Here is a 24,154-nt window from a genome sequence, read left to right as displayed (position 1 = left end):
CAGCCCACAGTACTGTTTTTAGTACCGTTCAGCTCGGAGGAGCCATGCCGGCGGACCGTCTGCTGCCCAGCACCGAGGCCCAGGACCTGATCGACCTGGCCAAGGAGATCGCGCGCGAGGAACTCGCGCCGATCGCGAGCAAGTACGAAGAGACCGCGCACTTCCCGCGCGAGCAGTTCCGGCTGCTCGGGCAGGCCGGGCTCCTCGGCCTGCCGTACGCGGAGCGGTGGGGCGGCGGCGAGCTGCCGTACGAGGTCTACCTGCAGGTTCTGGAGGAGATCGCCGCCGCGTGGATGTCGGTGGGCGTCGGGCTCTCCGTGCACACGATGTCCTGCTTCGCGCTGGCGCACCACGGCACCGACGAACAGCGTGACCGCTGGCTGCCCTCGATGCTCGAAGGCGGCCTGCTGGGCGCGTACGCACTCTCGGAGACCCACGCCGGCTCCGACGCGGCCGCGTTGTCCACGCGCGCGCGGCTCGACGGCGGCCGGTACGTCGTGAACGGCACGAAGGCGTGGATCACCCACGCGGGTGAGGCCGACTTCTACACGACGATGGTGCGCACCAGCGACGAGGGCGGGCAGGGCATCAGCTGCCTGCTCGTCGACGCGGCGACGCCGGGCCTCTCGGCCGCGCCACCCGAGCGGAAAATGGGCCTCACCGGCTCGACCACGGCACAGCTGATGTTCGAAGACGCCGCCGTCGACGCCGAACGCCGGATCGGCGAAGAGGGCCAGGGGCTGAAGATCGCGCTGTCGTCGCTCAGCTCCGGACGGCTGGGCATCGCCGCGTGCGCCGTCGGGCTCGCGCAGGCCGCGCTGGACGAGGCGCTCGAGTACGCGAAGGGCCGCACGCAGTTCGGGCGGCCGATCATCGAGTTCCAGGGCCTGGAGTTCCTGCTGGCCGACATGGCCGCGACCGTCGAGACGTCCCGCGCGATGTACCTCGACGCGGCCCGCCGCCGTGACCGCGGGCTGCCGTTCCAGCGGCAGGCGTCCATCGCGAAACTCGTCGCGACCGACGGCGCGATGAAGGTGACCACCGACGCCGTGCAGGTCCTCGGCGGCGCCGGCTACACGAAGGACTTCCCGGTGGAGCGGTACATGCGGGAGGCGAAGGTGCCACAGATCTTCGAGGGCACGAACCAGATCCAGCGCATGGTGATCGCGCGGGAACTGCGGAAAGGCTGACACTCCGCGCTGATACGATCACCGATGGTCACCCTTTCGGCCGTGAGACACTGTGGATGACGTGAGGAGACGCTGTGACAGCCGTTCCCTATTCCACGACCGGGTCGCACGGTGAGCCAGGGTGGGCCATCCCGGATCACCTGCTGTCGGTCGCGGAGTACGCGGCGCTCGGTGAGCCCGATTCCGGATTCACCGAGCTCGTGGAAGGCCGCCTCGTCATGTCACCGAGCCCCAAGAGGAGACACAACAAAGCGCTGTACGCCTTGGCCAGGCAGCTGGAGTCGCAGCTGCCCGATCACCTCGAATTCGTCCAGGACATCGACGTCGATCTGGGGTTGGTGCCGCCAGGCGAGCCAGGTTTCGCCAGGCGACCGGATCTGATCATCGCCCTTCGCGAGGCGGGCGAACGGATCGACGAAGAAGACACGATGTACCACGCGGACGACGTCGTCGTGGTGGTCGAGATCGTGTCGCCTGGCTCGAAACGCACCGACTACGTGACCAAACACGGCGAGTACGCCGACGCGGGGATCCCGCATTACTGGATCGTCGACCTCAGCGAACCGGTCTCGGTCGTCGCCTGCCATCAGGCGGGCGAACTCGGCTATCAGGACTCTCCGGCCATGACAGGCGAATTCAAGGCCCTCGAACCGTTTCCGGTGAAGCTGGATCTCGGCCGACTGCTGTCGTGAGTGTTTCGGGTCGTTATTGAGGGGTAAGGCAAAGGTGGCGTGTCGCGAAAGCCACTTTCGGGACGTCTGATGTCCCGAACGTGGCTTTCGCGACATCAGCGCGGCCGGGTCCCGTCACGAGTCGTCCGCCTGCAGGTAGCTGAGACGCGGTTGGTTCTATCGACCAGCAGGGCGAAGGTGGCGCACTTCTTGAGGGATAGGTCGTGAGTGGCGTTTCGGGTTAGAACCCGAAACGCCACTCACGACCACCTGCACCGACTACGCCACGTTTGCCCCACCCTCACTAGAACGACCCGAATCACTCACGAGCCGACCGGTCAGGCCTCGCGGTAACGCCGGTCTTCGGCGACGCCGACCCCGGTCTCCTCATCGAAGTGGTAGACCTCGCGACCGCGCACGAACACGCGCATCGCCCGGTTCATCACGTCCAGCGGGTCACCCGACCAGATGACCACGTCGGCGTCGAGGCCCGGCTTCAGCGAGCCGACCTGGTCGTCGAGGTCCAGCATCGCGGCCGGGTTGACGGTCAGCGCCTTGAGCGCGGTCTCCGGGTCGAGCCCGTCCTTCACCGACAGCGCCGCCTGGTACACCAGGAAGTTGATCGGCACGACCGGGTGGTCCGTGGTGATCGCGATCTTCACGCCCGCCCTGGCGAGGATGCCGGGCGCGCGCAGGGTGCGGTTGCGCAGCTCCACTTTGGACTTGGTGGTGAACAGCGGCCCGAGGATCACCGGCACGTCCCGTTCGGCGAGCAGGTCCGCGATCAGGTGCCCTTCGGTGCCGTGGTTGATCACCAGTTTGTAGCCGAACTCGTCGGCCAGCCGGATCGCGGTGACCATGTCGTCGGCGCGGTGGACGTGCTGGTCCCAGTACAGCTCCCCGTCGAGGACCTTGGCCAGCGTCTCCTTGGTGAGGTCGACGTCGAACGGCTTGCCCTCGCCGGCGGCGTGCTCGCGCTGGGCGGCGTAGTTGCGCGCGGCGGTGAAGGCGTCGCGAATGGTCGACGCGACGCCGAGCCTGGTCGACGGCGTCTGCTTCTTCTCGCCGTACACGCGCTTCGGGTTCTCACCGAGCGCGCTCTTCACGCTCACGCCCTCGGCGAAGATCATGTCGAGCACGGTCCGGCCCCAGGTCTTGACGCCGATCGTCTGCCCGCCGATGGGGTTCCCCGAACCGGGTTTGATGACGACGCTGGTGACGCCGCCCGCGAGCGCGTCGTCGAAACCGGGCTCGTACGGGTCGATCCCGTCGATCGCGCGGAACCGCGCGCCGTTGGGGTCGGTCATCTCGTTGGTGTCGTTCCCGGACCAGCCTTCGCCGTCTTCGTGCACGCCGAGGTGGGCGTGCACGTCGATGAACCCGGGCAGCACCCAGCTGCCCGCGGCGTCGATCAGTTCGGCGTCGTCGGGGATGTCGACGTCGGCGTCCGTGCCGACCGCGGCGATCTTCCCGTTCTCGATGAGGACCGTGCCGCCGTCGATGGGATCACCGTCGACCGGGACGACGTAACCACCGACGATGGCCTTGACCTGTGCTTTGTCAGACATACTTTGACACGCTAACGAACTGGGCCGCCGGTCCGCACGCGGGGCTTTTCGAAATGGACCAGTTCGTAGTGCTTCTCGGGCGTGCGGTGCGTCTCGACGTAGCCGAGCTTCCGGTACATCCGCAGCGGCCCCGCACTCCGCTCCCCGGTGAACAGGCGGAACACGGTCACCGAAGGCGGCGCAGCGTCCTCGGCGGCGAGCAGCAAGGAGCTGCCGAGCCCGTGTCCCTGCCTGTCCGGGGCGACGATGAGCCTGCCGACGAGACCGGCGCCGCCGTCCACGACGATCCGCACGCTCGCCACCAGCCGCCCGGATTCCCTGATGCCCCAGGTGGAACACGCGGGATCCCCCAGGGCCGCTTTGGTCTGCTCGAAGGTCTCCGTCAGCGGCGGGAGGTCGATGTTCTCGTGCGCCATGGCCTCCGGGACGTACGCCGCGCGCTGCAGCGTGAGTACCTCGCCCGCGTCGGCGGGGCCCAGGCGGAGCAGCGACATCTCAGCGCACCCGGATTCCCCAGCTCCCGGTCCACGACGACGCGGGCTCCAGCTCGATCAGGTCGGTGCCGGTGTTGAGCGCGTCGGCGGGGCAGGTCATCGGCTCGATCGCCACCGCCCGGCCGCGGCCGACCAGGTCGTCCGGGGTGAAGACCTGCGCCCAGCGGAAATCCGGCCCGGCCCAGACCAGCAGCTCCCGGTCCTCGTGCGAGAGGACGTGATGGTGGTTGCCGTCCTCGGCGACGGCCAGCCCGCCGAACGCCGTGTCCAGGTCGACACCTTCGAGCAGCTTGCCGGACCGGAAGTCGTACTCGGTCCCCTCGACGTCCTGCTCGTCGGCGTACGGCATCTGCTCGTCGCCGAGATACGGCCGGACCCGGCTCGCGGGCAGCGTCAGGGTCAGCTCGTCGGTGGGCACGTCGCCGATGCGGAAGTACGGGTGCGTGCCGAGCCCGACACCGATGGGACTCTCGCCCTCGTTGCGGATCTCGTGCGTGACGACCAGCTCGCGCGGCGAGATCTCGTAGGTGATCGTCGCGCGCAGCGGCACCGGCCAGCCTTCCTGCGCCGGGACGTCGATGGCCAGGGTGATCGACGACTCCGCGTGTTCGAGGAGCTCCCACTCTTCGTGCCTGGTCAGGCCATGGATCGCGTTGCCGCGCGCCTCTTCGGTGATCGGGAGCTGCTGTTTCTCGCCCTGGTGCACCCACTGGCCGCCCTTGGTGCGGTTCGGCCAGGGCAGCAGTACCTGTCCGGCGCCCTTCGGCGGCTTCTCGTCCTCGGCGAACGCCTCGACGTAGGGCACCCCGCCGACCTCGAACGCGCGCAACCCGGCACCGATCTCGGTGATGACGGCTCGCGCGTTGCCGCGGGTGATCTCGAACTGCTCTCCGGTGGGATTGGCCATGCCGACGAGGTTACTGTGAGAACGCCACGCCCGGACGAAGGAGACCGCCGCGATGACCGTTCCCGGCTACCCCAGCACCGTCGGCCGCGTCCTGGAACGGAGCGCGCGCCGCGTCCCGGGACGGGTCGCCCTCACGTTCGCCGATCGCGTGTGGACGTACGCGGAACTCGACCGCGCGGCGGGCCGGGTCGCGGCGAAGCTGCTCGATCGCGGGCTCGTCCACGGTGACCGGGTCGCGGCCTTCGGCAAGAATTCCGACGCGTATCTGTTGCTGTACCTCGGTTGCGCCCGGGCCGGGCTGGTGCACGTGCCGGTGAACTTCAACGCCCGCGGCGAGGAACTCGAGTACCTGCTCACGCAGTCCGAGCCCGCCCTCGCCTTCGTCGACCCCGCGCTGGCCGAGCACGTCGGCGTCGAGCATGTGTCCACAGTGGACGTTCTGGAGTGGGCGCTGGACGAAGCCGTCGTGCCGCACGAGGAATCCGGGGTCTCGGACGACGACCTCGTCCAGCTGCTCTACACGTCCGGGACGACCTCGCGGCCGAAGGGCGCGATGCTCACCCATCGCGCGCTGGTGCACGAGTACTCGTCCTGCATCGCCGCGCTCGACCTGAGCGACCGCGACGTGCCGCTGCACGCGTTGCCGCTGTACCACTCGGCGCAGATGCACGTGTTCCTCATGCCCGGGCTGGCCGTCGGTGCGACGAACCATCTCGTCGAGGGGCCCGATCTCGGTGACATCCTGGCGCGGATTCCCCGCCAGGGCATCACTTCCCTGTTCTTCCCGCCGACCGTCTGGGTGGGACTCGCGAACCATCCCGGCCTCGCGGACGCGGATCTGAGCTGCCTCACCAAGGCGTACTACGGCGCGTCGATCATGCCCGTCCCGGTGCTGAACGCGCTCCGCGCCCGGCTGGGAGGAGTCGGGTTCTACAACTGCTTCGGGCAATCGGAGATCGGTCCACTCGCGACGGTCCTGCGGCCCGAAGAGCACGACGCACGCCCGGATTCCGTCGGCCGCCCGATCCTTTTCGTCGAGACGCGGGTGGTGGACGCCGAGATGAACGACGTCCCGCCGGGCGAACTCGGCGAGGTCGTCTACCGTTCTCCGCAGCTGTGCACGGGTTACTGGGGCAAGCCCGAGGAGTCGGTGGAGGCGTTCGCGGGCGGCTGGTTCCATTCCGGTGATCTGGTGCGGCAGGACGAAGAGGGCTATCTGTTCGTCGTCGACCGGATCAAGGACGTCGTCAACACCGGCGGCGTGCTCGTCGCGTCGCGCGAGGTGGAAGACGCGCTGTACGCGCATCCCGCCGTCGCCGAGGTCGCCGTCGTCGGCCTGCCGCACGAACGGTGGATCGAGGCGATCGCCGCGGTGGTCGTGGTGAAGGAACCCGTCGACGAAGCGGAACTGATCGAGTTCGCCAAGAAGTCGCTGGCGGCGCACAAGGTGCCGAAGTCGGTGCATTTCGTCGGCGAACTGCCGAAGAACGCGTCCGGGAAGCTGCTCAAACGCGAGCTGCGGCAACAGTTCGGCGGGTCAGCGTCGGCGATCGGCGTCTAGTGTCCTGCGCCGGAAGTTCGTGTCTTAAGTGTTTCTGGCCTCGGGGTGGCTGAAGGGGACTTTCACCGCATGGGACGCGGGTAAGGCGCCCTTCGTCGCGTGAGATGAGGGGTCTTGTCGTGAATGCCCTGCGTCCGGTTTGCCGAGGTGGTCGTGAGTGATAAAGAGCGTTAGAACGCTCTTTATCACTCACGACCCCATGCAATATCGGACGAAGTGCTCAAATCGGGCACGACTGTCTCGGGGAATGTCTGACGCAGGACACTAGCGGCTCGGCGTACGCGGTCGGCGGTCGTGACCGGTCCGATCACGACCGACCGTGTGGATTTCTGGTCATCCAACGCCCCAAAATCCACACAGCCGGCGGGAACGCCAGCCTGCCCTCGGCACGGAATCGCTCATTCGCCGAGCTTATGGGCCTCGCCCAAACGAGTGAGAAGTTGTTGTGCCGCAAGGATAGAACGCTCGTCCCCCGCGTCGAGGAGGTCCGCCGCGACAGCCGCCGGGATCGCAAGGCCGCCCGCCCCCGGTGGGCGCAGAACGCCGGACAGGGCCGGAACACGGATCACCGCGTTGGGTTCCGCGCTGTCCAGGCGGAGCCGCCGTGACCGCGCGAGTTCGTCGAACCGCGCGGCCTCCACGTAGAACTCTTCATCGGCGCTGCCCGCCATCAGGTCGGCGCCGTGGCGCCCTGCGGCGACAGGGCCACTGACGACGGCGTGCGGATCTTCCCGCAGCCGCGCGAGCGGGCCGGGCAGCATTCGCACACGGTGCACACGCGCGCGACCGGAGAGCAGGCGTGGCCATTGGGCGGGCACGCGTTCCCGCGCGTAGCGCTTGAGCCTGACCCATTCCGACGGGGAGATCCACGACGGCTGGTAGCCGCTCAACGACCACAGGAAACCCCACGCCATCCGAGCGGAGAGCGGCCGGCCGGCCGCGGGCTTCACCACGCTCTTCCGATGTTCGACCGACCGGGCATCGACCAGTAGTTCACGGCCTATCCGGATCGCGTCGAGCCTGCCGCCGTGCACGAGTTCACGGACACGCTCTCGCGAGATATCCAGAGCTCGGGCCGCCTGCGCGACCGGGAGCAACTGGGCCGAGTCGACCATGTCCGCTCCCTTCGCTCGCCGACCGGTTCGCCGCAAGTTTACACAAACATTTGCAAACAAGAGGGTTTGTGTAAATCGAGATTTACTAGACCGGTCGTCATAGTTTGGGCTACAGTCGGCCGCATGGTCCGCCGCACCGACACCCGGCAGCGCATGCTCGACTCCGCCGCCGACCTCTTCCACCAGCAGGGTTATCACGCCACCGGGCTCAACCAGCTCGTCGCCGCCGTCGGCGCGCCCAAGGGCTCGCTCTACTTCCACTTCCCCGGCGGCAAGGAGCAGCTGGCCGCCGAGGCCATCCGCCAGTCCGCCGACCGGCTCTGCGAGCAGCTGCGCACGATCGCCGCGAACGCGCCCGACATCGTCACCGGTGTCGAGAACGTGGTCGACGCGCTGGCGATCTCGTTGGAGGAGTCGGATTTCCAGCGCGGCTGCCCGCTGGCGACGGTCGCGCTCGACGCGTCGGGGGACAGCGAGGCGATCCGCCAGGCCTGCGCGGACGGCTACAAGTCCTGGCACACCGTCATCGCCGACGCGCTGGACACCGACAAGGCGGACCAGCTGGCGACGGTCGTCCTCGCCGCCATCGAGGGCGGCTTGCTGCTGGCCAAGACGTTGCACGACACCGCGCCACTGCGCGCGATCGCCCCCCATCTCCGCGTCACACTCGAACGGGAGCTCTCCTGATGCGCGTCCATCACCTGAACTGCGGAACCATGCGGCCGATCGGCGGCAAACTCATCGACGGCAAGCCTGGGCTCTTCCGCCGCGCCGAACTTATCTGTCACTGCCTTCTGCTGGAGACCGACAACGGGCTCGTGCTCATCGAGACCGGTGTCGGGACCCCCACCGTCACCCGGCCGGTCGAATGGCTCGGCGCCGGTTTCGTCCGGCTGGTGCACCCCGACAGCGACGACGACCTCAGCGCCACCACCCAGATCCGCAAGCTCGGCTTCGACCCGGCCGACGTGCGCGACATCGTGCTCACCCACCTCGACCTCGACCACGCGGGCGGGCTCGTCGACTTCCCCCAGGCACGGGTCCACGTCCACGCCCGCGAGCTCCAGGCACTGGAGAAGCCGATCGACCGCAAGGAGGCGAGCCGCTACCGCAAGGTCCAGTTCGACCACGGGCCGGTCTGGCGCTCGTACCGCGCCGACGGCGAGCCGTGGTTCGGTTTCGACGCGGTCCGCGAGCTCGAAGGCGTCCCGGACGTCCTGCTCATCCCCCTCGCCGGGCACACCCGCGGCCACGCGGGGATCGCGATCGACACTGGTGACGGTTGGCTTCTCAACGCGGGCGACGCCGTCTTCCACGGCGGCGAACTGGAGCGAAAGCCGCACATCCCCGCCGCTTTGGGCTTCTTCGAGTCGTACATGCAGACGGAGAAGACGGCACGACTGGACAACCAGCGCCGGCTGCGCGAACTTGTCAGTAACAACGGTGCCGAAGTGACGGTCTTCGCCGCGCACGACGCCACCGCATTCGAACGGCTCAGCCAGAGGAGCAGGCTATGAAGGTGCACCACCTGAACTGCGGCACGATGCGCGCACCGGGAGGCAAGCTGCTCGACGGCCAGCCCGGTCTCCTGCGCCGCTCGGAGCTGGTGGCGCATTGCCTGCTCATCGAGACCGGCGACGGCCTCGTGCTGGTGGACACCGGCTTCGGCCGCAAGGGCGTCGCGAATCCCGGCGCCTGGCTCGGCACGCCGTTCACGATCATGGTCGGCGCGAAGCCGGTCGAGACGGAGACGGCGGCCCACCACGTCGAGGCGCTCGGCCACAAGCTCGAAGACGTCCGGCACATCATCTGCACCCATCTCGATGTGGACCACGCGGGCGGGCTCGCGGACTTCCCGAACGCCGTCGTGCACGTCCGCACCGCGGAGCACGACGCGGCGACGGCGCCGTCGAACCAGAGCGAGAAGCTCCGCTTCCGCGCCAACCAGTTCGCTCACCGTCCACTGTGGAGCATGTACGACGAGGCCGGCGACGACTGGTTCGGCTTCCAGGCCGTCCGCGAGCTGAAGGGCCTGCCGCCGGAGATCCTGCTGGTGCCGCTCGCGGGACACACCAAGGGCCACACCGGCGTCGCGGTCGACACCGGCGACGGCTGGCTGCTGCACGCGGGTGACGCGTACTTCTTCCACGGTCAGATGGATCCGGTGAAACCGCATTGCCCGCCGGGGATGACCGCGTTCCAGAACATGGTGCAGACGCTGCGCAAACCGCGGTTGGAGAACGTCGAGCGGCTGCGCGAGCTGAGCCGAGAACACGCCGACGACGTCACCGTGTTCTCGGCCCACAGCCCGGTGGAGTACCAGGCGCTCAGCCGCGGCTAGCCGACCGGCGGCTCGATGGGCCGCCGGTCTTCTTCACTGTGCGTGGCCCGCATGACGAGCCAGTTGATCCCCCACAGCACGATACCGACGCCGAGCAGGATCGCGGCGACCTTGTAGTCGCGCGCGGGCCGTCCGGACAACGGCGTCACCAGGTAGACGCAGAAGATCGCGGCCAGCACCGGGACGATCGTCGGCGCGCGGAAATGCCTGTGCGAAACCTTTTCCTTGCGCAGCACCAGCACCGCGACGTTGACGATGGCGAACACCGCCAGCAGCAGCAACGCCGTGGTGCCGCCGAGCACGCCGATGTCCACAAAGGACACCAGGGCGATCGCGATCAGGCTGGTGAACACGATCGCCACCCACGGGCTGCGGCGGAACGGGTGCACGGTGCCCAGCTGCTTCGGGATGATCCGCTGGTTCGCCATGCCGTAGAGCAGGCGGCTGGCCATCAGCATGTTGATCAGCGCCGAGTTGATGACCGCGAACAGACCGATCGCGGAGAACACCTCGCGCGGGAAGCCGGGTGCCCCGACGTCGAGCACCTTCAGCAGCGCGCTGCTCTTGGCCGCCGCCAGATCGTCCGCGGGCACCAGCAGCGAAGAGGTCACCGAGACCATGATGTAGATGGTCGCGGCGATGACCATGCCCCACAGCATCGCCTTCGGGAAGATCCGGATCGGGTCCTTGCACTCCTCGGCCATGTTCACCGAGTCCTCGAAACCGACCATCGCGAAGAACGCCAGCGACGTCGCCGAGGTGATCGCCACCAGCATCGTCTGGTTCTCGGTGTCGAACTCGACCAGCCGCGAGGCATCCCCGTTGCCGTTCAGCACCGCCCACACGCCGACCCCGATGATGATCAGCAGACCGCCGATCTCGATGCAGGTCAGCACCACGTTGGTCTTCACCGATTCGGAGACCCCGCGGAAGTTGATCAGCGCGAGGCCGATCACGAACAGGATCGCCACCAGCGGCATCGGCGCGGTGATGAACTCCTTGAGATACGTGTCCCCGAAGGCCTTCGCCGCCGACGAGGCCGACGTGATCCCGGAGCACATCACCGCGAACGCCACCATGAAGGTGAGGAAGCGGATCTTGAACGCCTTGTGCGTGTAGAGCGCGGCCCCCGCCGCCTGCGGGTACTTCCCGACCAGTTCCAGGTAGCTGAACGCGGTCATGAACGCGACCACGAACGCGATCAGGAACGGCAGCCAGAGCGCGCCGCCCACCCGGCCCGCCACCTGCCCGGTGAGCGCGTAGACGCCCGTCCCGATGATGTCCCCCACCACGAAGAACAGCAGGAGCTTGGAACCCATGACCCGTTTGAGGCTCGGCTGACCGGCCGGACCGGTCTGTTCTGTTGTCGTCGTGTCCGCCATGCGGCAAGAGTGTGCCGCATCACGTCTGTGGCCGACAGTCCGATTTGGTCAGTTCTTCGTCACGGGTTGACGAAGGCCGCTTCTGGGTAGATCGCTCAGTTGGCGTCGACCGCGGTCTTCACCAACGGGGTCATCATGTCCTGCGTCATCTTCGCCGGACCGGTGTAGTTGACCAGCACCGGGACGTTGTCCACGAGTTCGGCGGCCGCCAGCGTCGCGGTCTTGTTCTCGTCGGTGTAGTAGATGGCGCCCTCGCCGACACCGGCGACGTCCTTCGCGTTCTGCTTGGCCTTCTTCAGCGCCGCGACCATCTCGGCGGGCTTGATCTTGTTGCCTTCGAACCGGGTCACGGCGAGCGCGCCGATCTGCTTGCCGGCGGCCGAGTAGACGCAGCTCTTGGCCTTGCCCCCGTTGGCGGCGTTGTCCTGCACCGGGCCCGGCGCCGACGTCACGCCCTGGATGGAGACGGCCTTGCCGACGGCCTCGGCGGGCAGCAGCGCGCACGGCTCCTTCGCACCGGCGCCACCGGTGGGAGCGGAAGAGGAACTCGGCGCGGCGGAGGGCGAGGGGGCCTGGCTCGACGGCTTGGCCGCGTTGTCCGTCTTTTCATCGCCGGACGAGCAGGCGGAAAGGGTCGCGATGACAGCGGCGAACAGGATGATCGCCCGTGAAATACGCATGGGCCCGACGATAGCCCGGACGGCTCAGTCCACCGGGGCCCGGTACCGCCAGAAGGACGGGATCAGCAGCGCCGCGCCGACGACCAGCACGATGACCAGCACCCCGCCGCCGGAGGCCGCGGCCGCCGTGCCGACACCGGCGGCCGCCCAGCCGTGGGTGAGGTCGGCGATCCGCGGACCGCCCGCGACGACGACGGTGAACACGCCCTGCAGCCGTCCGCGCATCTCGTCGGTGGTGGCGACCTGCAGGATCGACATCCGGTAGATCGCGCTGACCATGTCGGCCGCGCCGGCGAGCGCCATGAAGAACACCGCGAGCCACAGCGAGTTCGCGAGCCCGAAACCGGCGACCGCGGCGCCCCAGACACAGACCGAGACGATCACGCCCGCGCCCTGGTTGCGGATCCTGGTCAGCCAGCCGGAGAAGAGGCCGATCAGCATCGCGCCCGCGGGCAGCGCCGCGTACAGCCAGCCCAGCGCCGGACCGCCGCCGGGCGGATCGCCGAACGTGCGCTCCGCCATCTCCGGGATCAGCGCGCGCGGCATGCCCGCGACCATCGCGATGATGTCGACGAGGAACGAAGCCAGCAGGATCTTCTGCGTGGCCAGGTACTTGAAGCCGTCGATGATGTCGCGGATCCCGGCCCGGCGCGCGATCTCGCCGAGCGGCGGGATCGGGGGTAGCCGGTAGACCGCGACGAGGGTCAAGGTCAGCGCGAGGACGTCGATCAGGTAGAGCGTCGAGAGGCCGAGGATCGGGATCAGCGAACCGGCGAGCAGCGGGCCGAAGACCGCGCCGAAGGTGGCCATCGTGCTGCTCAGCGCGGTCGCGGGCGCGATCAGGTTGTCCGGGACCAGGCGGGCGACGACGGCGCTGCGGGTCGGCATGTTGACCGCGAAGAACGCTTGGTTGACCGCGAGCAGGCCCAGTACGAGCCAGACAGAGCCGATGTTCAGGAACGCCTGGAGCCACAGGACCACCGAAGTGAGCGTGACGCCGACGTTGGTGACGAGGAGCAGCTTGCGGCGGTCGACGGCGTCCGCGATGGCGCCGCCCCAGAGCCCGAAGACGAGCAGCGGGATCAGGGCGACCAGGCCGGTCAGGCCGACGTACGCGGACGATCCGGTGAGGTCGAAGACCTGTTTCGGGACCGCGACGGCGGTGAGCTGGCTGCCGATCGCGGTGACCGCGGTGGAGAGCCAGAGGCGGCGGAACGCGGGGATCTTGAGCGGCCGGGTGTCGACGACGATCGAGCCGAACAGCTTGCGGACGCCTTTGCGCTGCTCAACCCCCACGTCGTCACTCACAACCAGACAGCTTAGCCGCGCTAACTAACCATCCGCGCGCGATTTATGTCACCCGGTGGCCGAAGGGGCCTTTCCCCACGTCAGACGCGATGAAGGGAGCTTTCACCTCATGAGACGCGGCAAAAGTCCCCTTCAGCCCCCATCCGTAACCGCACCGAGCCCTAGGCGACCCAACGGTCTCCCGGAAGCGCGCCAGCGCGACGGGGAGACTTCACCGCCGCGCGCCCTCTTTTGGGCCGAAGGCCCCCGGAAACGCGATGAAGGGGCGCCTCTCCGCTCAACGTGACGTTGAAGCGGAACGACGCCCCTTCGGCGCGTTTGCGGAAGCGCGCCGGCAAAAATTACGGCGCGACGCGCTCGATCTGCCAGCCGTCGTCGGTCCGCACGTAGCGGAGCCTGTCGTGCATGCGGTCCTCGCGGCCCTGCCAGAACTCGACGACGTCGGGCCGGATGCGCCACCCGCCCCAGTGCGGCGGGAACGGGATGTTCTCGACGTCGGCGAAGCGGCGCTCGATGCCGTGCAGCGCGGTCTCGAGGGCGCGGCGGCCGTCGACGACGCGGGACTGCGGCGAGGCCCAGGCCCCGAGTTGCGAACCCCGCGGGCGGGACGCCCAGTACTCGGCGGTCTCGGCGACGTTGACCTTCTCCACCTCGCCGCGCACGTGGACCTGCCGCTGCAGGGGGTACCAGGGGAAGGTGACCGACGCGTAGCGCGTCGCGGTGAGGTCGTGGCTCTTGGTGGAGGTGTAATTCGTGTAGAACACGACGCCGCGCTCGTCGAGGCCCTTGCACAGGACGGTCCGGGAGGACGGCCTGCCCTCCGGGTCGGCCGTGGCGAGCACCATCGCGTTCGGTTCGGCGATCCCGGCGGAGACGGCCTGGTTCAGCCAGTCCTGCAGTTGGTCGGTCCAGGTCTCCGCCAGCGCGGACTCGTCGAAGGCCGCCCCTTCGTAGGCCACCCGCATCCCGGGCAGGCGCACGACGGCGTCGCCGTTCCCGGCAGCGCCTTCCTTGATCTCCGGCATCATCCGCCAAACCTCCGTACCCGGTCGGGGCATCTGTGACTTCGGCTTTGCCGCCGACGGTATTGCCTCCGACGCGGCGGCGAAACCCACTGAACGGTGACACCCGCCACCCCTGCTGGATCATCTGTGTGTAGCCGCCGGACCGCAAGCCGTCACCTCCCCGTTACCCGGCCGAGCCTGATCGATCAAGGTCGAACGTCGGTCCCGCGAAATCGCGTCCGCCTCCACAAACGGCGGAAATGCCCTGGACAGACCGGGTCCGCGCGGATCGGCGAGGAATTCTTTCCACTTTGTTTCGCCGGTATTTCGGCGCGCCGCGAACAATTCTTCCGGTTTTCACGACGGCGCCCGCGCCGACCGGAGCCAATTCTGTCGATTGACAGAAATTACCGCCCGGAACATCTCCCCCGGATGTGTCAGCGAGGGTCGGCTCCGGGACGGCAATTCGCGTCCCGAAACCGGCCTTCGCTTCTGTCAGTTCGTGACAGTGAACTCCGCGCGGACGATCCAGCCCCAGCAGTCGTAAGCCGCCGTGTAGCGCCCAGGCACCGCCCCGACCGGACCGTCGCCGCGCAACGCGACACCGATGCCGCCGGTGCCGCCGTCGCCCACCACCCGCAAGGGGATCGGGGCGGCGAGACCGTCCGCGACGAGGGACGTCGCGAGCTCGCCCGCACCGGACGGGCGCAGGCAGTAGATGTCCGCGGTGACCGTCCCACCTGCGGCGACGGCGCTCGGGCTGATGACCAGACTGGACGGTCTGGTCGCGTTCGCCTGCCCCGCACCGAGCAAAGTGGACACGAGCGCCGCCCCCGCGACGCACGCCGCGGCCGAACGAATTTTCATCCTCTGCTCCCTCCCGAAGGGCGGGCGAAGATTCACCCGCCACCCGATGGACGTACGACGTCCGGGACCGGGTTGTCCATCAGGCGAGAGTCCGCCCATTGGGGCGAACGGCCGGATTTAGCAGAATGTGACAGCGAATCGTGCAAGAGCCGACGATCACACTAGGTAGACCTTGCGCCACTCGATAGGATCGCCGCCGAGAGCAACGGGGTGATCACCTCTATCCAATACGTTCAGAGGTTTGGATGGGACGGCCGGGTGTGCGGCCGCGCCATCCGCCATTGCCGGCCGGGCTTCCCCGAGGGAGTTCGACACCGGTCGATCAGTCCTGCGCTCGAACAGCCGGAACTTTCCACGCCCGAGTTACTCCCCTTCCCCAGGAGTGCGTTGTGATTTCCCGTTCCCGCCGTCTGATGACGGCGTTGTTGTGCGCCCTTTCGCTGGCGGGCGTGACCGCCCTTTCGGCTTGTTCCGACAGCACGGCCGCCTCCGGCACCAAGGTCACGATCGGTTACAGCGCCTGGCCGGGGTGGTTCCCCTGGGCGGTCGCCCAGGAGAAGGGCCTCTTCGAGAAGAACGGCGTGAACGTCGACCTGAAGTGGTTCGACAGCTACACCGAGAGCATCAACGCCCTCTCCTCGGGCGCGATCGACGCCAACAGCCAGACCCTGAACGACACCCTCGCCTCGGTCAGCGGTGGCGCGAAGCTGTCGGTGGTGCTGGTCAACGACAACTCGACCGGCAACGACAAGATCATCGCCCGCCAGGGCATCACCGGCGTCGCCGACCTCAAGGGCAAGAAGATCGCCGTCGAGCAGGGCACCGTCGACCACTACCTGCTGCTGCTCGCGCTGCAGGAGGCCAAGCTGACCGAGAAGGACGTCGAAATCGTCCCGCTGCTGACCGACGCCGCCGCGGCCGCGTTCGTCGGCGAGCAGGTCGACGCCGTCGCCGCCTTCGCCCCCTTCACCTCGAAGGCGCTCGAGCGCCCCGGCAGCCGCGCGATCGCGACGTCGGCCGAGTTCCCCGGCGCCATCCCGGACCACCTCGTCGTCTCCGAGCAGATGTCGAAGGAGCGCAAGAAGGAGGTCCAGGCGCTGGTGAACACCTGGTTCGAGACGATCGGCTGGATCAAGCAGAACCGCGAAGAGGCCGTGAAGATCATGGCGAAACGCGGCGCGGTGTCGATCGACGAGTACAAGTCCTACGACGCGGGCACCACGATCTTCACCAAGCAGCAGAACCTCGACGCGTTCACCCCCGGTGTCACCCCGGCCCACCTGAACTTCCAGGCGGGCAAGATCGCCGACTTCATCGTGTCCAACGGGCTCGCCCAGAGCCGCCCGAACTTCGACGGGCTGTTCGACGACCAGTACGTCAAGGCGGTGAAGTGAGCGCCACCGACGCGGCGGGGCGGGCCGCTCAGCGGACGGACGCCGCTGACGAGGCCGAAGCGCGCCGTCTCGAAGACGAGCAGCGGCTCGCCGAGGCGCAGGAAGAGCGGCGTGGCGCGCGACCGGACTGGTCGCCGCTGCCCCGCCGGGCGGGCCTCAAGCCGAACGCCTCCCCGCTGCTTTCGCTGCGGACGCCGATCCCCGCCCGGTGGCGGTGGACGCTGGCGGCGGCCTCGTTCGTGATCCCGTTGCTCATCTGGGTGACGCTGAACGCGCTGGGCACGATCAAGCCGATGTTCCTCCCGACGCCGGTCGCGGTGTTCGACGCGCTGGTGAAGATGATCGAGTCGAGCGAGCTGTTCAGCGATCTCTGGGCCACCACCCAGCGCGTGCTGCTCGGCTTCGGGCTCGCGATCCTCGTGTCCGTGCCGCTCGGCATCGTGATGGGGACGTTCGACGCGGGGCTGGCGCTGTTCGAGCCGGTCATCGCGATGCTGCGCTATCTGCCGGCGAGCGCGTTCATCCCGCTGCTGATGATCTGGCTCGGCCTCGGTGAACCGTCGAAGGTCGCGGTCCTGTTCCTCGGCACGGTCTTCTTCAACACGCTGATGATCGCCGACGCCGTCCGCGGGGTGCCGCGGTCGCTGATCGACGTGTCCTACACGCTCGGCGCGCGGCGCGGCGAAGTGCTGCGCAAGGTGATCGTCCCGCACGCGCTGCCGGGCATGATCGACGCGACCCGCGTCAACGCGGCGGCAGCGTGGAACTTCGTGGTGGTCGCCGAACTGATCAACGCCACCGCCGGGCTCGGCCTGCGGATCATGCGGGCACAGCGGTTCACCCAGACCGACCGGATCTTCGCGCTGCTGATCGTGATCGGCCTGCTCGGGCTGGTCATCGACATCGCGCTGCGGCTCCTGCGGGCCAGGGTCGGGAAGTGGGCGGCATGACGCTTCAGCTGAAAGCGGTCGCCAAGGACTACACGGTCCGTGGCAAGACCACCCGCGCGCTCGACGGGATCGACCTCGACGTCGCGCGCGGCGATTTCGTCTGCGTCGTCGGCGCGAGCGGATCCGGCAAGTCGACCCTGCTGTCGCTGATCGCCGGGCTGACCGAACCGACCGAGGGCCTGATCACCCTCGACGGCGACGCCGTGACCGGGCCGGGCCCGGATCGCGGGCTGGTGTTCCAGCACGGCGCGCTGTACCCGTGGCGCACGGTGGAGAGCAATGTCGCGTTCGGACTCGAACTGCTGAGCATCGACAAGGCCGAGCGGGCGCGCCGGATCGACTGGTATCTCGACGAGACCGGGCTCGGCCACCTGCGGAAGTCGTTGCCCAAACAGCTTTCCGGCGGGCAGAAGCAGCGGGTCGCGATCGCGCGGGCGCTGGTGTGCGAGCCCGACGTGCTGCTGCTGGACGAACCCTTCGGCGCGTTGGACGTCCAGACCAAAGAGGACATGCAGGTCCTGATCCGCCGGATCTGGACCGACACGCACACCACCGTGCTGATGGTGACCCACGACGTCGAGGAGGCCGTGTTCCTCGGCGGGCGCGTCGTGGTGCTGGCCTCGGATCCGGGCCGGGTGGCCGCGGACATCGTGGTCGACCTGCCCGCTGAACGCGACCTCGCGGTCAAACGCGCGCCCGAGTTCGTCTCGTTGCGCGCGTCCATCGAAGACCTCGTCCGGGAACAGCACCGCGGACACCTCGGGCGGAGCCGGGGAGAAAGGTGACCATGAGGCACGGGAAGTCCCGGCCGGAACGCACGGCACGGTCCGGGTTGCTCGGCAGACTCGGCATCCGGGGCAAGCTCAACCTGCTCCTGATGCTGCCGCTGACCGCCGTGGTCCTGGTGTCGGTGCCTTACGTCGCCGGGGAAGTCGACGACGCCCGGTCCGCCCGCACCACCGCCGACGTCGCGTCGCAGGCCCGCGCGCTCGGCACGCTCGCCTGGGAACTGCAGCGCGAGCGGCTGCTGACGGCGCACTACATCGCGTCCACGTCGGCGGGCGGTTCGGCGATGCTGAAGCAGCAGGGCGTGGTCGCGGAAACCGTGAACCAGGTGCGGTCGGGGCTGAGCGCCGACGCGCCGGAAGAACTCGCGGCGGCGCTGGTGCGCATCGGGTCGCTGAACGAGATCCGGGAGAACGCGCTGCGGCGCGGTGCCTCACTCGACAGTGTGGCGCGGACGTATCACGCGGTGATCGACGCGGTCATCAACGCGCTCCGTCTCGTCCCGCAGCAGACCAGTGACGCGGCGGGCACCCAGCAGCTGACGGCGCTCGACGCGCTGCTGCGCGCGAACGAGGAGAACTCGTTGCGCGGGATGGCGTTGATCATCGTGCTGGTCACCCCCGAATCGGGGGCGCCGGTGCTGGCCGACGCGAAGCAGCAGTCGTCGCTGTTCCTCGAACGGTTCGTGCAGCAGGCCGACGTCACCCAGGCCACGCAGGTCGTCGCGGTCGAGCAGGGTGAGACGGGCCGCCGGGTCGACGCGCTGGAGGCCAGGCTCTCCGACGCCAAGGGCCCGCAGGCCGTGCAGAACCTGCTGCCCGACATCCTCGGCGCCGTCGACGCCCAGTCGAACCAGCGGCGGCTCACCCAGGACGCGGTCACCACCGGCATCACCGACGCGGCGACCGCGCGAGCGGACGCGGCGCAGAACCTGGCGTGGACGATCGGTGTCGGCGCCGGTGTGCTGTTCCTGCTGGTCGGCGGGCTCGCGATCGCGGTCAGCCGGTCGATCGCGGATCCGCTGCGGAAGCTGACCACGGCGGCGACGTCGGTCGCGGACCTCGCGAGCACCGAACTCGTCCGCGTCACCGACACCGAGCAGGCCGAAGAGCTCGCGCCGCGGCTGGCCATCATCGACGTGTCCTCGCAGGACGAACTCGGCAAGCTGGCCGAGGCGTTCAACCGGGTGCAGGCCACCGCGGCCGAGCTGGTGGAACGGCAGGCCGTCACGCGGCGCAACGTCGGCCTCATGTTCGCCAACGTCGCGAAGCGCACGCAGAACCTGGTGGGCAGGCAGCTGGCGCTGGTCGACGAGCTGGAGCGCAACGAGCAGGACGTCGCCCTGCTGGCGAGCCTCTACCGGCTCGACCACCTCTCCACTCGTCTCCGCCGGAACGCGGACAACCTGCTCGTCGTCTCGGGAAACCGGGACGAGGCAAGGATTTCCGGCCCGATCGAACTCTCGACCGCGCTGCGTTCGGCACTCGCGGAGATCGAGGACTACCAGCGGGTGCGGCTCGGCTCGATGGGCGATGTCCTGCTGTCGTCGCCGTTCGGCTCCGATCTGGTGCTGATCTTCGCCGAGCTGCTGGAGAACGCGACGTCGTTCTCCCCGCCGGAGTCCTTTGTGGACGTCGGCACGAAGATCCTGCCCGACGGCTCCTGCCTGATCGTGATCGTGGACCAGGGCATCGGCATGACCGCGGAACGGCTCGCCGAGGAGAACCGGCGGCTGGTCGAACGCGAGCGGCTCGAACTGGCGCCGACCAGTGTGCTCGGGCTGTTCGTGGTCGGACGGCTCGCGCGGCGGCACGGCCTCAAGGTCGAGCTGACCGAGACCGAGCCGGGCGCGGGTATCACCGCGCGGCTCACCGTCCCGCCGAATCTGCTGACCTACCGGCCGCCCACCCCGAAGTCCGTCCCGGCGCCGCCGGTGTGGCCGACGGCGGAACCGGGTGACGAGCCCGGACCGCCGTCGCTGCCCGAGCCGCGGCAGAAGGCGGCTCCGAGCGAACCGCCGACGCTGGCGATCGCCGGGATGATCCCGCGCGACGGCAGGCAGCCCAAGGACTTCCGGTGGTTCCGCAAGACCGACGGAGAGATCTTGGAACCACCGCCCCTGCCGACGCCGGTGCCTGAGCCCGTCTACCAGGCTCCCGCGCCGACGCTCACCGCCGCCGACCCCGGCGAGACCCGAGGCGGGTTGCGGCGGCGGGTCAAGGGCGCGCAGCTTCCCGGTGCCCCCGAAGCGCCGGCGCGGCAGAAGTCCAGGCATGATCCAGAAGCCGCAAAGGCGGCCTTCGACGGGTTCGAGGCCGGACTCGCGAAGGCCACCGCACCACCGGCCGCCGCCCCGGCGCCGATGCCGACCCCGACACCGGTGCCCGCCGCCTCCCGCGGTGGTCTCACCCGGCGGGTCCCCGGCGCGCAACTGGCGCCGGGACTGGCGAAAGGTCCGGCCGCGCGGCACCAGACCGCGCGGGCGGCGCTGAACACCACCAAGCCCAAGGGCATGCGTGACCCCGAGGCCGAGCGTGCCGCGTTCGACGCCTTCAGTGACGGGTTGGAGAAAGCCGTCAACCCGGAGATGGAACAGAGAGAGAAGAGCAAGAGATGACGACCGGAGTCAGCGTCGAAGCCCGGAACTTCAACTGGTTGGTGACGCGCTTCGCGCAGAACACGGCGAGCGCGATGGGCGCGATCGCCGTCTCGGCCGATGGCCTGCTGATCGCGATGTCGTCCGAGCTGGAACGCGCCAACGCCGACCGGCTGGCCGCGATCTGCTCGGCGATGCTCGGCCTCGCGCACGGGGTCTCCGAGAGCCACCCGCTCGGTTCGCCGGACAAGATCATCATCGAGCTGGAGCAGGGCTACCTGCTGGTCTGCACGATCAGCATCGGTTGCTCGCTCGGCGTGCTCGCCACCAAGCAGGCCAGCCTCGGCACCATCGCCTACGAGATGGCGATGTTCGCCAACCGCGCCACCGAGGTGCTCACCCCCGCGCTGATCGAGGAACTCAAGAAGAGCGTCGGCAGCTGAACTGACGAGGGGACAAGGGAATGAGCGACGATCAGGTACCCCAGCCGCGAGGCGCCGAACAGGGCATCTCGCCGCTACGCCCGTATCTGCTCACCGCCGGCCGCGCGCAGCCGGTGGACGGCACGCTCGAAATCGAGGCTCAAGTGCTCACGAGCAGGCTCGGCGCGGCGTCGCACGCGAGGCTGACCTTCGAACGGCGGGAGATCGTTTCCCTTTGCCGGGAAACGAAATCCGTCGCCGAAGTGGCGGCGATGCTCGGCCTGCACATCGGCGTGGCCAGGGTGCTCGTGGCGGATCTCGCCGCACTCGGCTACGTCGTGCTCCGTCGCCCGGCGGGAGCCTTCACCCAGGACCTCGGCATGATCGAAAGGGTCATTCGTGGACTCGAAGCAATTCGCTGAACCGGCGTCGGCCAAACCGCCGACACCGGTCAAGATCGTCATCGCCGGCGGGTTCGGGGTCGGCAAGACGACCACCGTCGGCGCGATCTCCGAGATCAAACCGCTGACCACCGAGGCGGCCATGACCTCGGCGGGCGCGGCCGTAGACGGCTCCGGCGGCGACGTGCCGTCGAAGACCACCACCACGGTGGCGCTGGACTTCGGCTGCATCACCATCGACGAAGAGGTGAAGCTGTACCTCTTCGGCACGCCGGGGCAGGACCGGTTCGGGTTCATGTGGCACGACCTCGTGCTGGGCGCGCTGGGCGCGCTCGTCATCGTCGACACCCGGCGGCTCGACGACTGCTATCCGGCCGTCGACTACTTCGAGAAGGCCGGATTGCCGTTCGTGGTCGGGGTGAACGTCTTCGACGGCTCGCTCAAACACGACCTCGAAGACGTTCGCTGGGCGCTCGCGGTGGGCGAGGACGTCCCGCTGATCACCTTCGACGCGCGGCAGCGCCTCTCCGTGCGAGACGCCCTGCTCGCCGTGCTGCACAACACCTTCCGTCGCGCCTCCGCCGCCTCCTGACGCGTTTCGTCCTCTGGATGCGGTACTTGCGTGTGCAAGGACCGCATTCAGAGGACGAAACGCAGGGGGTGGTCAGGCGGGCCGGGTGATCGCGGCGAGCATCAGGGCCCGGAGTTCGGCGGCGACGCCGGCGACCGGCAACGGCGGGGTGTGCGCCTGCCACTCGCGCAGCAGGCCGGTCGCCGCGCCGACGAGCGCGATCGCCGTCAAGTGGTAGTCGCGGTCGGGCGCCACCCCGTGCTCGGCGGCGTGGCGGGCCTCGGCCTCGATGAACGCGGCCCACCGGTCGACCCATTCCTGGTGCTGTGCCTCCAAGGCGGCGCTGACGCCGACGGCCTCGACGTAGTTCAGCCGCGGCATCCGGGGGTCCGAAGTGACCGTGCTGACGAAGACGTCCAGCAGCGTCCCGATCCGGGTGACCGCGTCGGCGTCCTCCAGCCGTTCCAGGGTGCCGGTGACATGCTCCAGCGCGAGCGCGTTGATCCGCTCGTGCAGGGTGAGCAGCACCTTCTCCTTGCTCTCGAACTCCTCGTAGAAGTTCCGCGTGGAGACACCCGCGCGGGTGCACAACTCGGTGATCTTCGCCTGCTGGTAGCCCGTCGAGGTGAACAGGTCCAGGGCCGCCAGGAGCAGGCGTTCACGCCGTTCGGCGCGCCGTTGCTCGGGCGCGACCCCGCCATAGGTGCGGGCCACTCGACCTCCCCCGATTCGGTAACAGGGATTGCCAGATGCTAGCAACAGCGCCTACATTGCGAAAATCTCGATTACCAAACTGGAGGCAACGGCGCTTCGGACAGTTCTGGTCTCAGCCCTCGCAGCCACCCTGATCGGCGCGCCCGCAGCGCAAGCCGCGCCGAGCGCGCCCGGGGACCTGGTCGACTACAAATCGGTCGTCGCCACCGCCCCGGCGAAGGCCTGGAAACTCCACTACCGCTCCACGTCGGCGACGGGACAGCCGAACACGGTGTCGGGCATCCTGCTGGTCCCGCACACGCCATGGACGAAGGGCGCGCGGCCGCTGGTCAGCTACGCCGTCGGCACCCACGGCCTCGGCGACCGCTGCGCGCCGTCGACCCGGCTGACGAACGGGTCCGAGAACGAAGTCCTCCTGATGAGCCAAGCGCTTTCGCGCGGCTGGGCGGTCGTCGTGACCGACTACGAAGGCCTCGGCACCCCGGGCACGCACACCTACGCCGTCGGCCAGTCCGAAGGCCGGGCCGTCCTCGACGCCGCCCGCGCCGCCTCCCGGGTCCCCGAAGCGGGCCTGTCCAAGACCGGACCGGTCGGCGTTTTCGGTTACTCGCAAGGAGGCCAGGCCGCGGCGTTCGCCGGTGAACTGCAGCCGTCCTACGCACCCGACGTCAACCTGGTCGGCGTCGCGGAAGGCGGTGTCCCGGCGGATCTGAACGCGGTCCTGAAGTTCAACGACGGCGGTCCGGCGTTCGGGCTGGTGCTCGGTGCCGCCGTCGGTTACGCGACCGCGTATCCGGAACTGCCGTTCACCGACGTGCTCAACGCGAAGGGCGAGAAGGCCGTCGCGAAGGTCAAGGAAGCGTGCACCGTGGAACTCGGCGCGGCGGCGCCTTTCGCGCGGCTCAACGACTTCACGACCGTTCCGAACGTTTCGTCGGACCCGCGCTGGCAGGCCCGGCTCGGCGAGAACCTGGCGGGCAAGACCAAACCGGGCGCGCCGGTCTTCCTGTACCACGCGTCGCTGGACGAACTGATCCCGCTGGCGGTCGGCAAGGGCTTGCGCGACCGTTACCAGGCCCTCGGCACCGACGTCACCTGGCAGGAATTCCCGCTGCTGGAACACATCGGCGGCGTCTCGGCCGGCGGGCCGGTCGCGATGACCTGGCTGGGCACGAAGTTCTGACGGGGAGTCGGTCCGTGAAGGCCTCCTTGAGGGACCCAGAGTCCCTCAA

The 24,154-nt window shown here is 68.7% G+C and carries 24 protein-coding genes; 14 read left to right on the top strand and 10 right to left on the bottom strand.

All coding sequences use genetic code 11. The features are described from left to right. Positions 1-44 precede the first annotated feature (44 nt). Together ACSMFO_RS08970 and ACSMFO_RS08965 are read left to right on the top strand one after the other, a co-directional pair. Positions 45-1,190: an acyl-CoA dehydrogenase family protein gene (locus ACSMFO_RS08970; RefSeq protein ID WP_038507978.1), complete on the top strand. Its 1,146-nt coding sequence runs from the start codon at positions 45-47 to the stop codon at positions 1,188-1,190. A gap of 74 nt (positions 1,191-1,264) precedes the next feature. Continuing rightward, positions 1,265-1,882, top strand: coding sequence for a Uma2 family endonuclease (locus ACSMFO_RS08965; RefSeq protein ID WP_125733388.1), 618 nt, complete (start codon positions 1,265-1,267; stop codon positions 1,880-1,882). Between the two features lie 317 nt (positions 1,883-2,199). Here ACSMFO_RS08965 and ACSMFO_RS08960 read toward each other — a convergent pair whose 3' ends face one another. The 3 genes from ACSMFO_RS08960 to ACSMFO_RS08950 are packed head-to-tail and all read right to left on the bottom strand — an operon-like array spanning position 2,200 to position 4,830. Then, positions 2,200-3,429: an amidohydrolase gene (locus tag ACSMFO_RS08960; RefSeq protein ID WP_436457952.1), complete on the bottom strand. Its 1,230-nt coding sequence runs from the start codon at positions 3,427-3,429 to the stop codon at positions 2,200-2,202. An 11-nt stretch (positions 3,430-3,440) separates the two neighbouring features. Then, entirely contained in the window at positions 3,441-3,923 is a 483-nt protein-coding gene (locus ACSMFO_RS08955) for a GNAT family N-acetyltransferase (protein WP_436457951.1), read from the bottom strand. Position 3,924: 1 nt separating this feature from the next. Continuing rightward, the gene (locus ACSMFO_RS08950) at positions 3,925-4,830 is read right to left on the bottom strand and encodes an aldose 1-epimerase family protein (RefSeq protein WP_436457949.1); all 906 of its coding nucleotides are present in this window, start codon (positions 4,828-4,830) and stop codon (positions 3,925-3,927) included. 52 nt (positions 4,831-4,882) lie between these two features. Between ACSMFO_RS08950 and ACSMFO_RS08945 the strand changes: the two genes are divergently transcribed. After that, complete coding sequence (locus ACSMFO_RS08945; RefSeq protein ID WP_436457947.1) at positions 4,883-6,391, top strand: fatty acyl-CoA synthetase; 1,509 nt, start codon at positions 4,883-4,885, stop codon at positions 6,389-6,391. Between the two features lie 398 nt (positions 6,392-6,789). Here the strand turns inward: ACSMFO_RS08945 and ACSMFO_RS08940 are convergent, their stop codons facing one another. After that, positions 6,790-7,506 (bottom strand): helix-turn-helix domain-containing protein, encoded by a 717-nt coding sequence (locus tag ACSMFO_RS08940; protein ID WP_436457945.1) that lies wholly within the window; start codon positions 7,504-7,506, stop codon positions 6,790-6,792. A gap of 123 nt (positions 7,507-7,629) precedes the next feature. Between ACSMFO_RS08940 and ACSMFO_RS08935 the strand changes: the two genes are divergently transcribed. Genes ACSMFO_RS08935 through ACSMFO_RS08925 form a run of 3 tightly spaced genes read left to right on the top strand, consistent with a single transcriptional unit; the run spans position 7,630 to position 9,847 of the window. Then, a complete protein-coding gene (locus ACSMFO_RS08935) occupies positions 7,630-8,193 on the top strand; it encodes a TetR/AcrR family transcriptional regulator (RefSeq protein WP_436457943.1) in 564 nt (187 codons plus the stop codon). After that, positions 8,193-9,023: an MBL fold metallo-hydrolase gene (locus ACSMFO_RS08930; protein ID WP_436457942.1), complete on the top strand. Its 831-nt coding sequence runs from the start codon at positions 8,193-8,195 to the stop codon at positions 9,021-9,023. Before ACSMFO_RS08935 ends, ACSMFO_RS08930 begins: the two co-directional genes overlap by 1 nt. After that, positions 9,020-9,847, top strand: coding sequence for an MBL fold metallo-hydrolase (locus ACSMFO_RS08925; RefSeq protein ID WP_038507963.1), 828 nt, complete (start codon positions 9,020-9,022; stop codon positions 9,845-9,847). Before ACSMFO_RS08930 ends, ACSMFO_RS08925 begins: the two co-directional genes overlap by 4 nt. On the opposite strand, the gene ACSMFO_RS08920 is transcribed toward ACSMFO_RS08925, so the two are convergent. From ACSMFO_RS08920 to ACSMFO_RS08900, 5 genes are all read right to left on the bottom strand, one after another. After that, positions 9,844-11,229, bottom strand: a complete 1,386-nt coding sequence (locus ACSMFO_RS08920) for an APC family permease (RefSeq protein ID WP_436457940.1) — start codon at positions 11,227-11,229, stop codon at positions 9,844-9,846. The genes ACSMFO_RS08925 and ACSMFO_RS08920 overlap by 4 nt on opposite strands. Positions 11,230-11,324: 95 nt before the next feature. Continuing rightward, on the bottom strand, positions 11,325-11,909 hold the full coding sequence (locus ACSMFO_RS08915; protein WP_378410843.1) for a DUF3558 family protein: 585 nt from the start codon (positions 11,907-11,909) through the stop codon (positions 11,325-11,327). Positions 11,910-11,933: 24 nt separating this feature from the next. Then, complete coding sequence (locus ACSMFO_RS08910) at positions 11,934-13,217, bottom strand: MFS transporter (protein WP_360133287.1); 1,284 nt, start codon at positions 13,215-13,217, stop codon at positions 11,934-11,936. A 341-nt stretch (positions 13,218-13,558) separates the two neighbouring features. After that, the gene (gene pdxH, locus ACSMFO_RS08905) at positions 13,559-14,245 is read right to left on the bottom strand and encodes a pyridoxamine 5'-phosphate oxidase (protein ID WP_037348006.1); all 687 of its coding nucleotides are present in this window, start codon (positions 14,243-14,245) and stop codon (positions 13,559-13,561) included. 471 nt (positions 14,246-14,716) lie between these two features. Then, positions 14,717-15,088, bottom strand: a complete 372-nt coding sequence (locus ACSMFO_RS08900; protein WP_436457938.1) for a hypothetical protein — start codon at positions 15,086-15,088, stop codon at positions 14,717-14,719. A 389-nt stretch (positions 15,089-15,477) separates the two neighbouring features. Here ACSMFO_RS08900 and ACSMFO_RS08895 point away from each other — a divergent pair, with 389 nt between their 5' ends. From ACSMFO_RS08895 to ACSMFO_RS08865, 7 genes are read left to right on the top strand one after another with little or no spacing between them, the layout of a single operon-like run. Next, positions 15,478-16,482, top strand: a complete 1,005-nt coding sequence (locus ACSMFO_RS08895; RefSeq protein WP_350577587.1) for an ABC transporter substrate-binding protein — start codon at positions 15,478-15,480, stop codon at positions 16,480-16,482. Then, positions 16,479-17,432 (top strand): ABC transporter permease, encoded by a 954-nt coding sequence (locus tag ACSMFO_RS08890; RefSeq protein WP_436457936.1) that lies wholly within the window; start codon positions 16,479-16,481, stop codon positions 17,430-17,432. The genes ACSMFO_RS08895 and ACSMFO_RS08890 overlap by 4 nt, the downstream gene beginning before the upstream one ends. Continuing rightward, the gene (locus tag ACSMFO_RS08885; RefSeq protein ID WP_378410847.1) at positions 17,429-18,217 is read left to right on the top strand and encodes an ABC transporter ATP-binding protein; all 789 of its coding nucleotides are present in this window, start codon (positions 17,429-17,431) and stop codon (positions 18,215-18,217) included. The genes ACSMFO_RS08890 and ACSMFO_RS08885 overlap by 4 nt, the downstream gene beginning before the upstream one ends. A gap of 2 nt (positions 18,218-18,219) precedes the next feature. After that, on the top strand, positions 18,220-20,835 hold the full coding sequence (locus ACSMFO_RS08880) for a nitrate- and nitrite sensing domain-containing protein (protein WP_436457934.1): 2,616 nt from the start codon (positions 18,220-18,222) through the stop codon (positions 20,833-20,835). Continuing rightward, a complete protein-coding gene (locus ACSMFO_RS08875; RefSeq protein ID WP_005156032.1) occupies positions 20,832-21,257 on the top strand; it encodes a roadblock/LC7 domain-containing protein in 426 nt (141 codons plus the stop codon). The genes ACSMFO_RS08880 and ACSMFO_RS08875 overlap by 4 nt, the downstream gene beginning before the upstream one ends. Before the next feature lie 20 nt (positions 21,258-21,277). Then, positions 21,278-21,658 (top strand): DUF742 domain-containing protein, encoded by a 381-nt coding sequence (locus ACSMFO_RS08870; protein WP_034308529.1) that lies wholly within the window; start codon positions 21,278-21,280, stop codon positions 21,656-21,658. Beyond that, positions 21,636-22,229 carry a GTP-binding protein gene (locus tag ACSMFO_RS08865; RefSeq protein WP_436457931.1) on the top strand — a complete coding sequence of 198 codons (594 nt, stop codon included), beginning with the start codon at positions 21,636-21,638 and terminating at the stop codon, positions 22,227-22,229. The genes ACSMFO_RS08870 and ACSMFO_RS08865 overlap by 23 nt, the downstream gene beginning before the upstream one ends. Positions 22,230-22,301: 72 nt before the next feature. On the opposite strand, the gene ACSMFO_RS08860 is transcribed toward ACSMFO_RS08865, so the two are convergent. Further along, positions 22,302-22,922, bottom strand: coding sequence for a TetR/AcrR family transcriptional regulator (locus ACSMFO_RS08860; protein ID WP_436457929.1), 621 nt, complete (start codon positions 22,920-22,922; stop codon positions 22,302-22,304). Between the two features lie 79 nt (positions 22,923-23,001). Here ACSMFO_RS08860 and ACSMFO_RS08855 point away from each other — a divergent pair, with 79 nt between their 5' ends. Continuing rightward, positions 23,002-24,105 (top strand): lipase family protein, encoded by a 1,104-nt coding sequence (locus ACSMFO_RS08855; RefSeq protein WP_436458342.1) that lies wholly within the window; start codon positions 23,002-23,004, stop codon positions 24,103-24,105. Positions 24,106-24,154: the final 49 nt, after the last annotated feature.

Origin of the sequence: Amycolatopsis sp. w19 (assembly GCF_051373225.1) — a bacterium.
Lineage (GTDB): Bacteria > Actinomycetota > Actinomycetes > Mycobacteriales > Pseudonocardiaceae > Amycolatopsis > Amycolatopsis japonica.
This window is presented reverse-complemented; position numbering and strand designations above follow the sequence as displayed.

What these genes read in the sequence shown, in the direction of transcription:
- ACSMFO_RS08970 (WP_038507978.1), top strand. Translation starts at nt 45, where the DNA reads ATGCCGGCGGACCGTCTGCTGCCCAGCACCGAGGCCCAGGACCTGATC.
- ACSMFO_RS08960 (WP_436457952.1), bottom strand. Translation starts at nt 3,429, where the DNA reads ATGTCTGACAAAGCACAGGTCAAGGCCATCGTCGGTGGTTACGTCGTC.
- ACSMFO_RS08955 (WP_436457951.1), bottom strand. Translation starts at nt 3,923, where the DNA reads ATGTCGCTGCTCCGCCTGGGCCCCGCCGACGCGGGCGAGGTACTCACG.
- ACSMFO_RS08950 (WP_436457949.1), bottom strand. Translation starts at nt 4,830, where the DNA reads ATGGCCAATCCCACCGGAGAGCAGTTCGAGATCACCCGCGGCAACGCG.
- ACSMFO_RS08945 (WP_436457947.1), top strand. Translation starts at nt 4,883, where the DNA reads ATGACCGTTCCCGGCTACCCCAGCACCGTCGGCCGCGTCCTGGAACGG.
- ACSMFO_RS08940 (WP_436457945.1), bottom strand. Translation starts at nt 7,506, where the DNA reads ATGGTCGACTCGGCCCAGTTGCTCCCGGTCGCGCAGGCGGCCCGAGCT.
- ACSMFO_RS08935 (WP_436457943.1), top strand. Translation starts at nt 7,630, where the DNA reads ATGGTCCGCCGCACCGACACCCGGCAGCGCATGCTCGACTCCGCCGCC.
- ACSMFO_RS08930 (WP_436457942.1), top strand. Translation starts at nt 8,193, where the DNA reads ATGCGCGTCCATCACCTGAACTGCGGAACCATGCGGCCGATCGGCGGC.
- ACSMFO_RS08925 (WP_038507963.1), top strand. Translation starts at nt 9,020, where the DNA reads ATGAAGGTGCACCACCTGAACTGCGGCACGATGCGCGCACCGGGAGGC.
- ACSMFO_RS08920 (WP_436457940.1), bottom strand. Translation starts at nt 11,229, where the DNA reads ATGGCGGACACGACGACAACAGAACAGACCGGTCCGGCCGGTCAGCCG.
- ACSMFO_RS08915 (WP_378410843.1), bottom strand. Translation starts at nt 11,909, where the DNA reads ATGCGTATTTCACGGGCGATCATCCTGTTCGCCGCTGTCATCGCGACC.
- pdxH (WP_037348006.1), bottom strand. Translation starts at nt 14,245, where the DNA reads ATGATGCCGGAGATCAAGGAAGGCGCTGCCGGGAACGGCGACGCCGTC.
- ACSMFO_RS08900 (WP_436457938.1), bottom strand. Translation starts at nt 15,088, where the DNA reads ATGAAAATTCGTTCGGCCGCGGCGTGCGTCGCGGGGGCGGCGCTCGTG.
- ACSMFO_RS08885 (WP_378410847.1), top strand. Translation starts at nt 17,429, where the DNA reads ATGACGCTTCAGCTGAAAGCGGTCGCCAAGGACTACACGGTCCGTGGC.
- ACSMFO_RS08880 (WP_436457934.1), top strand. Translation starts at nt 18,220, where the DNA reads ATGAGGCACGGGAAGTCCCGGCCGGAACGCACGGCACGGTCCGGGTTG.
- ACSMFO_RS08875 (WP_005156032.1), top strand. Translation starts at nt 20,832, where the DNA reads ATGACGACCGGAGTCAGCGTCGAAGCCCGGAACTTCAACTGGTTGGTG.
- ACSMFO_RS08870 (WP_034308529.1), top strand. Translation starts at nt 21,278, where the DNA reads ATGAGCGACGATCAGGTACCCCAGCCGCGAGGCGCCGAACAGGGCATC.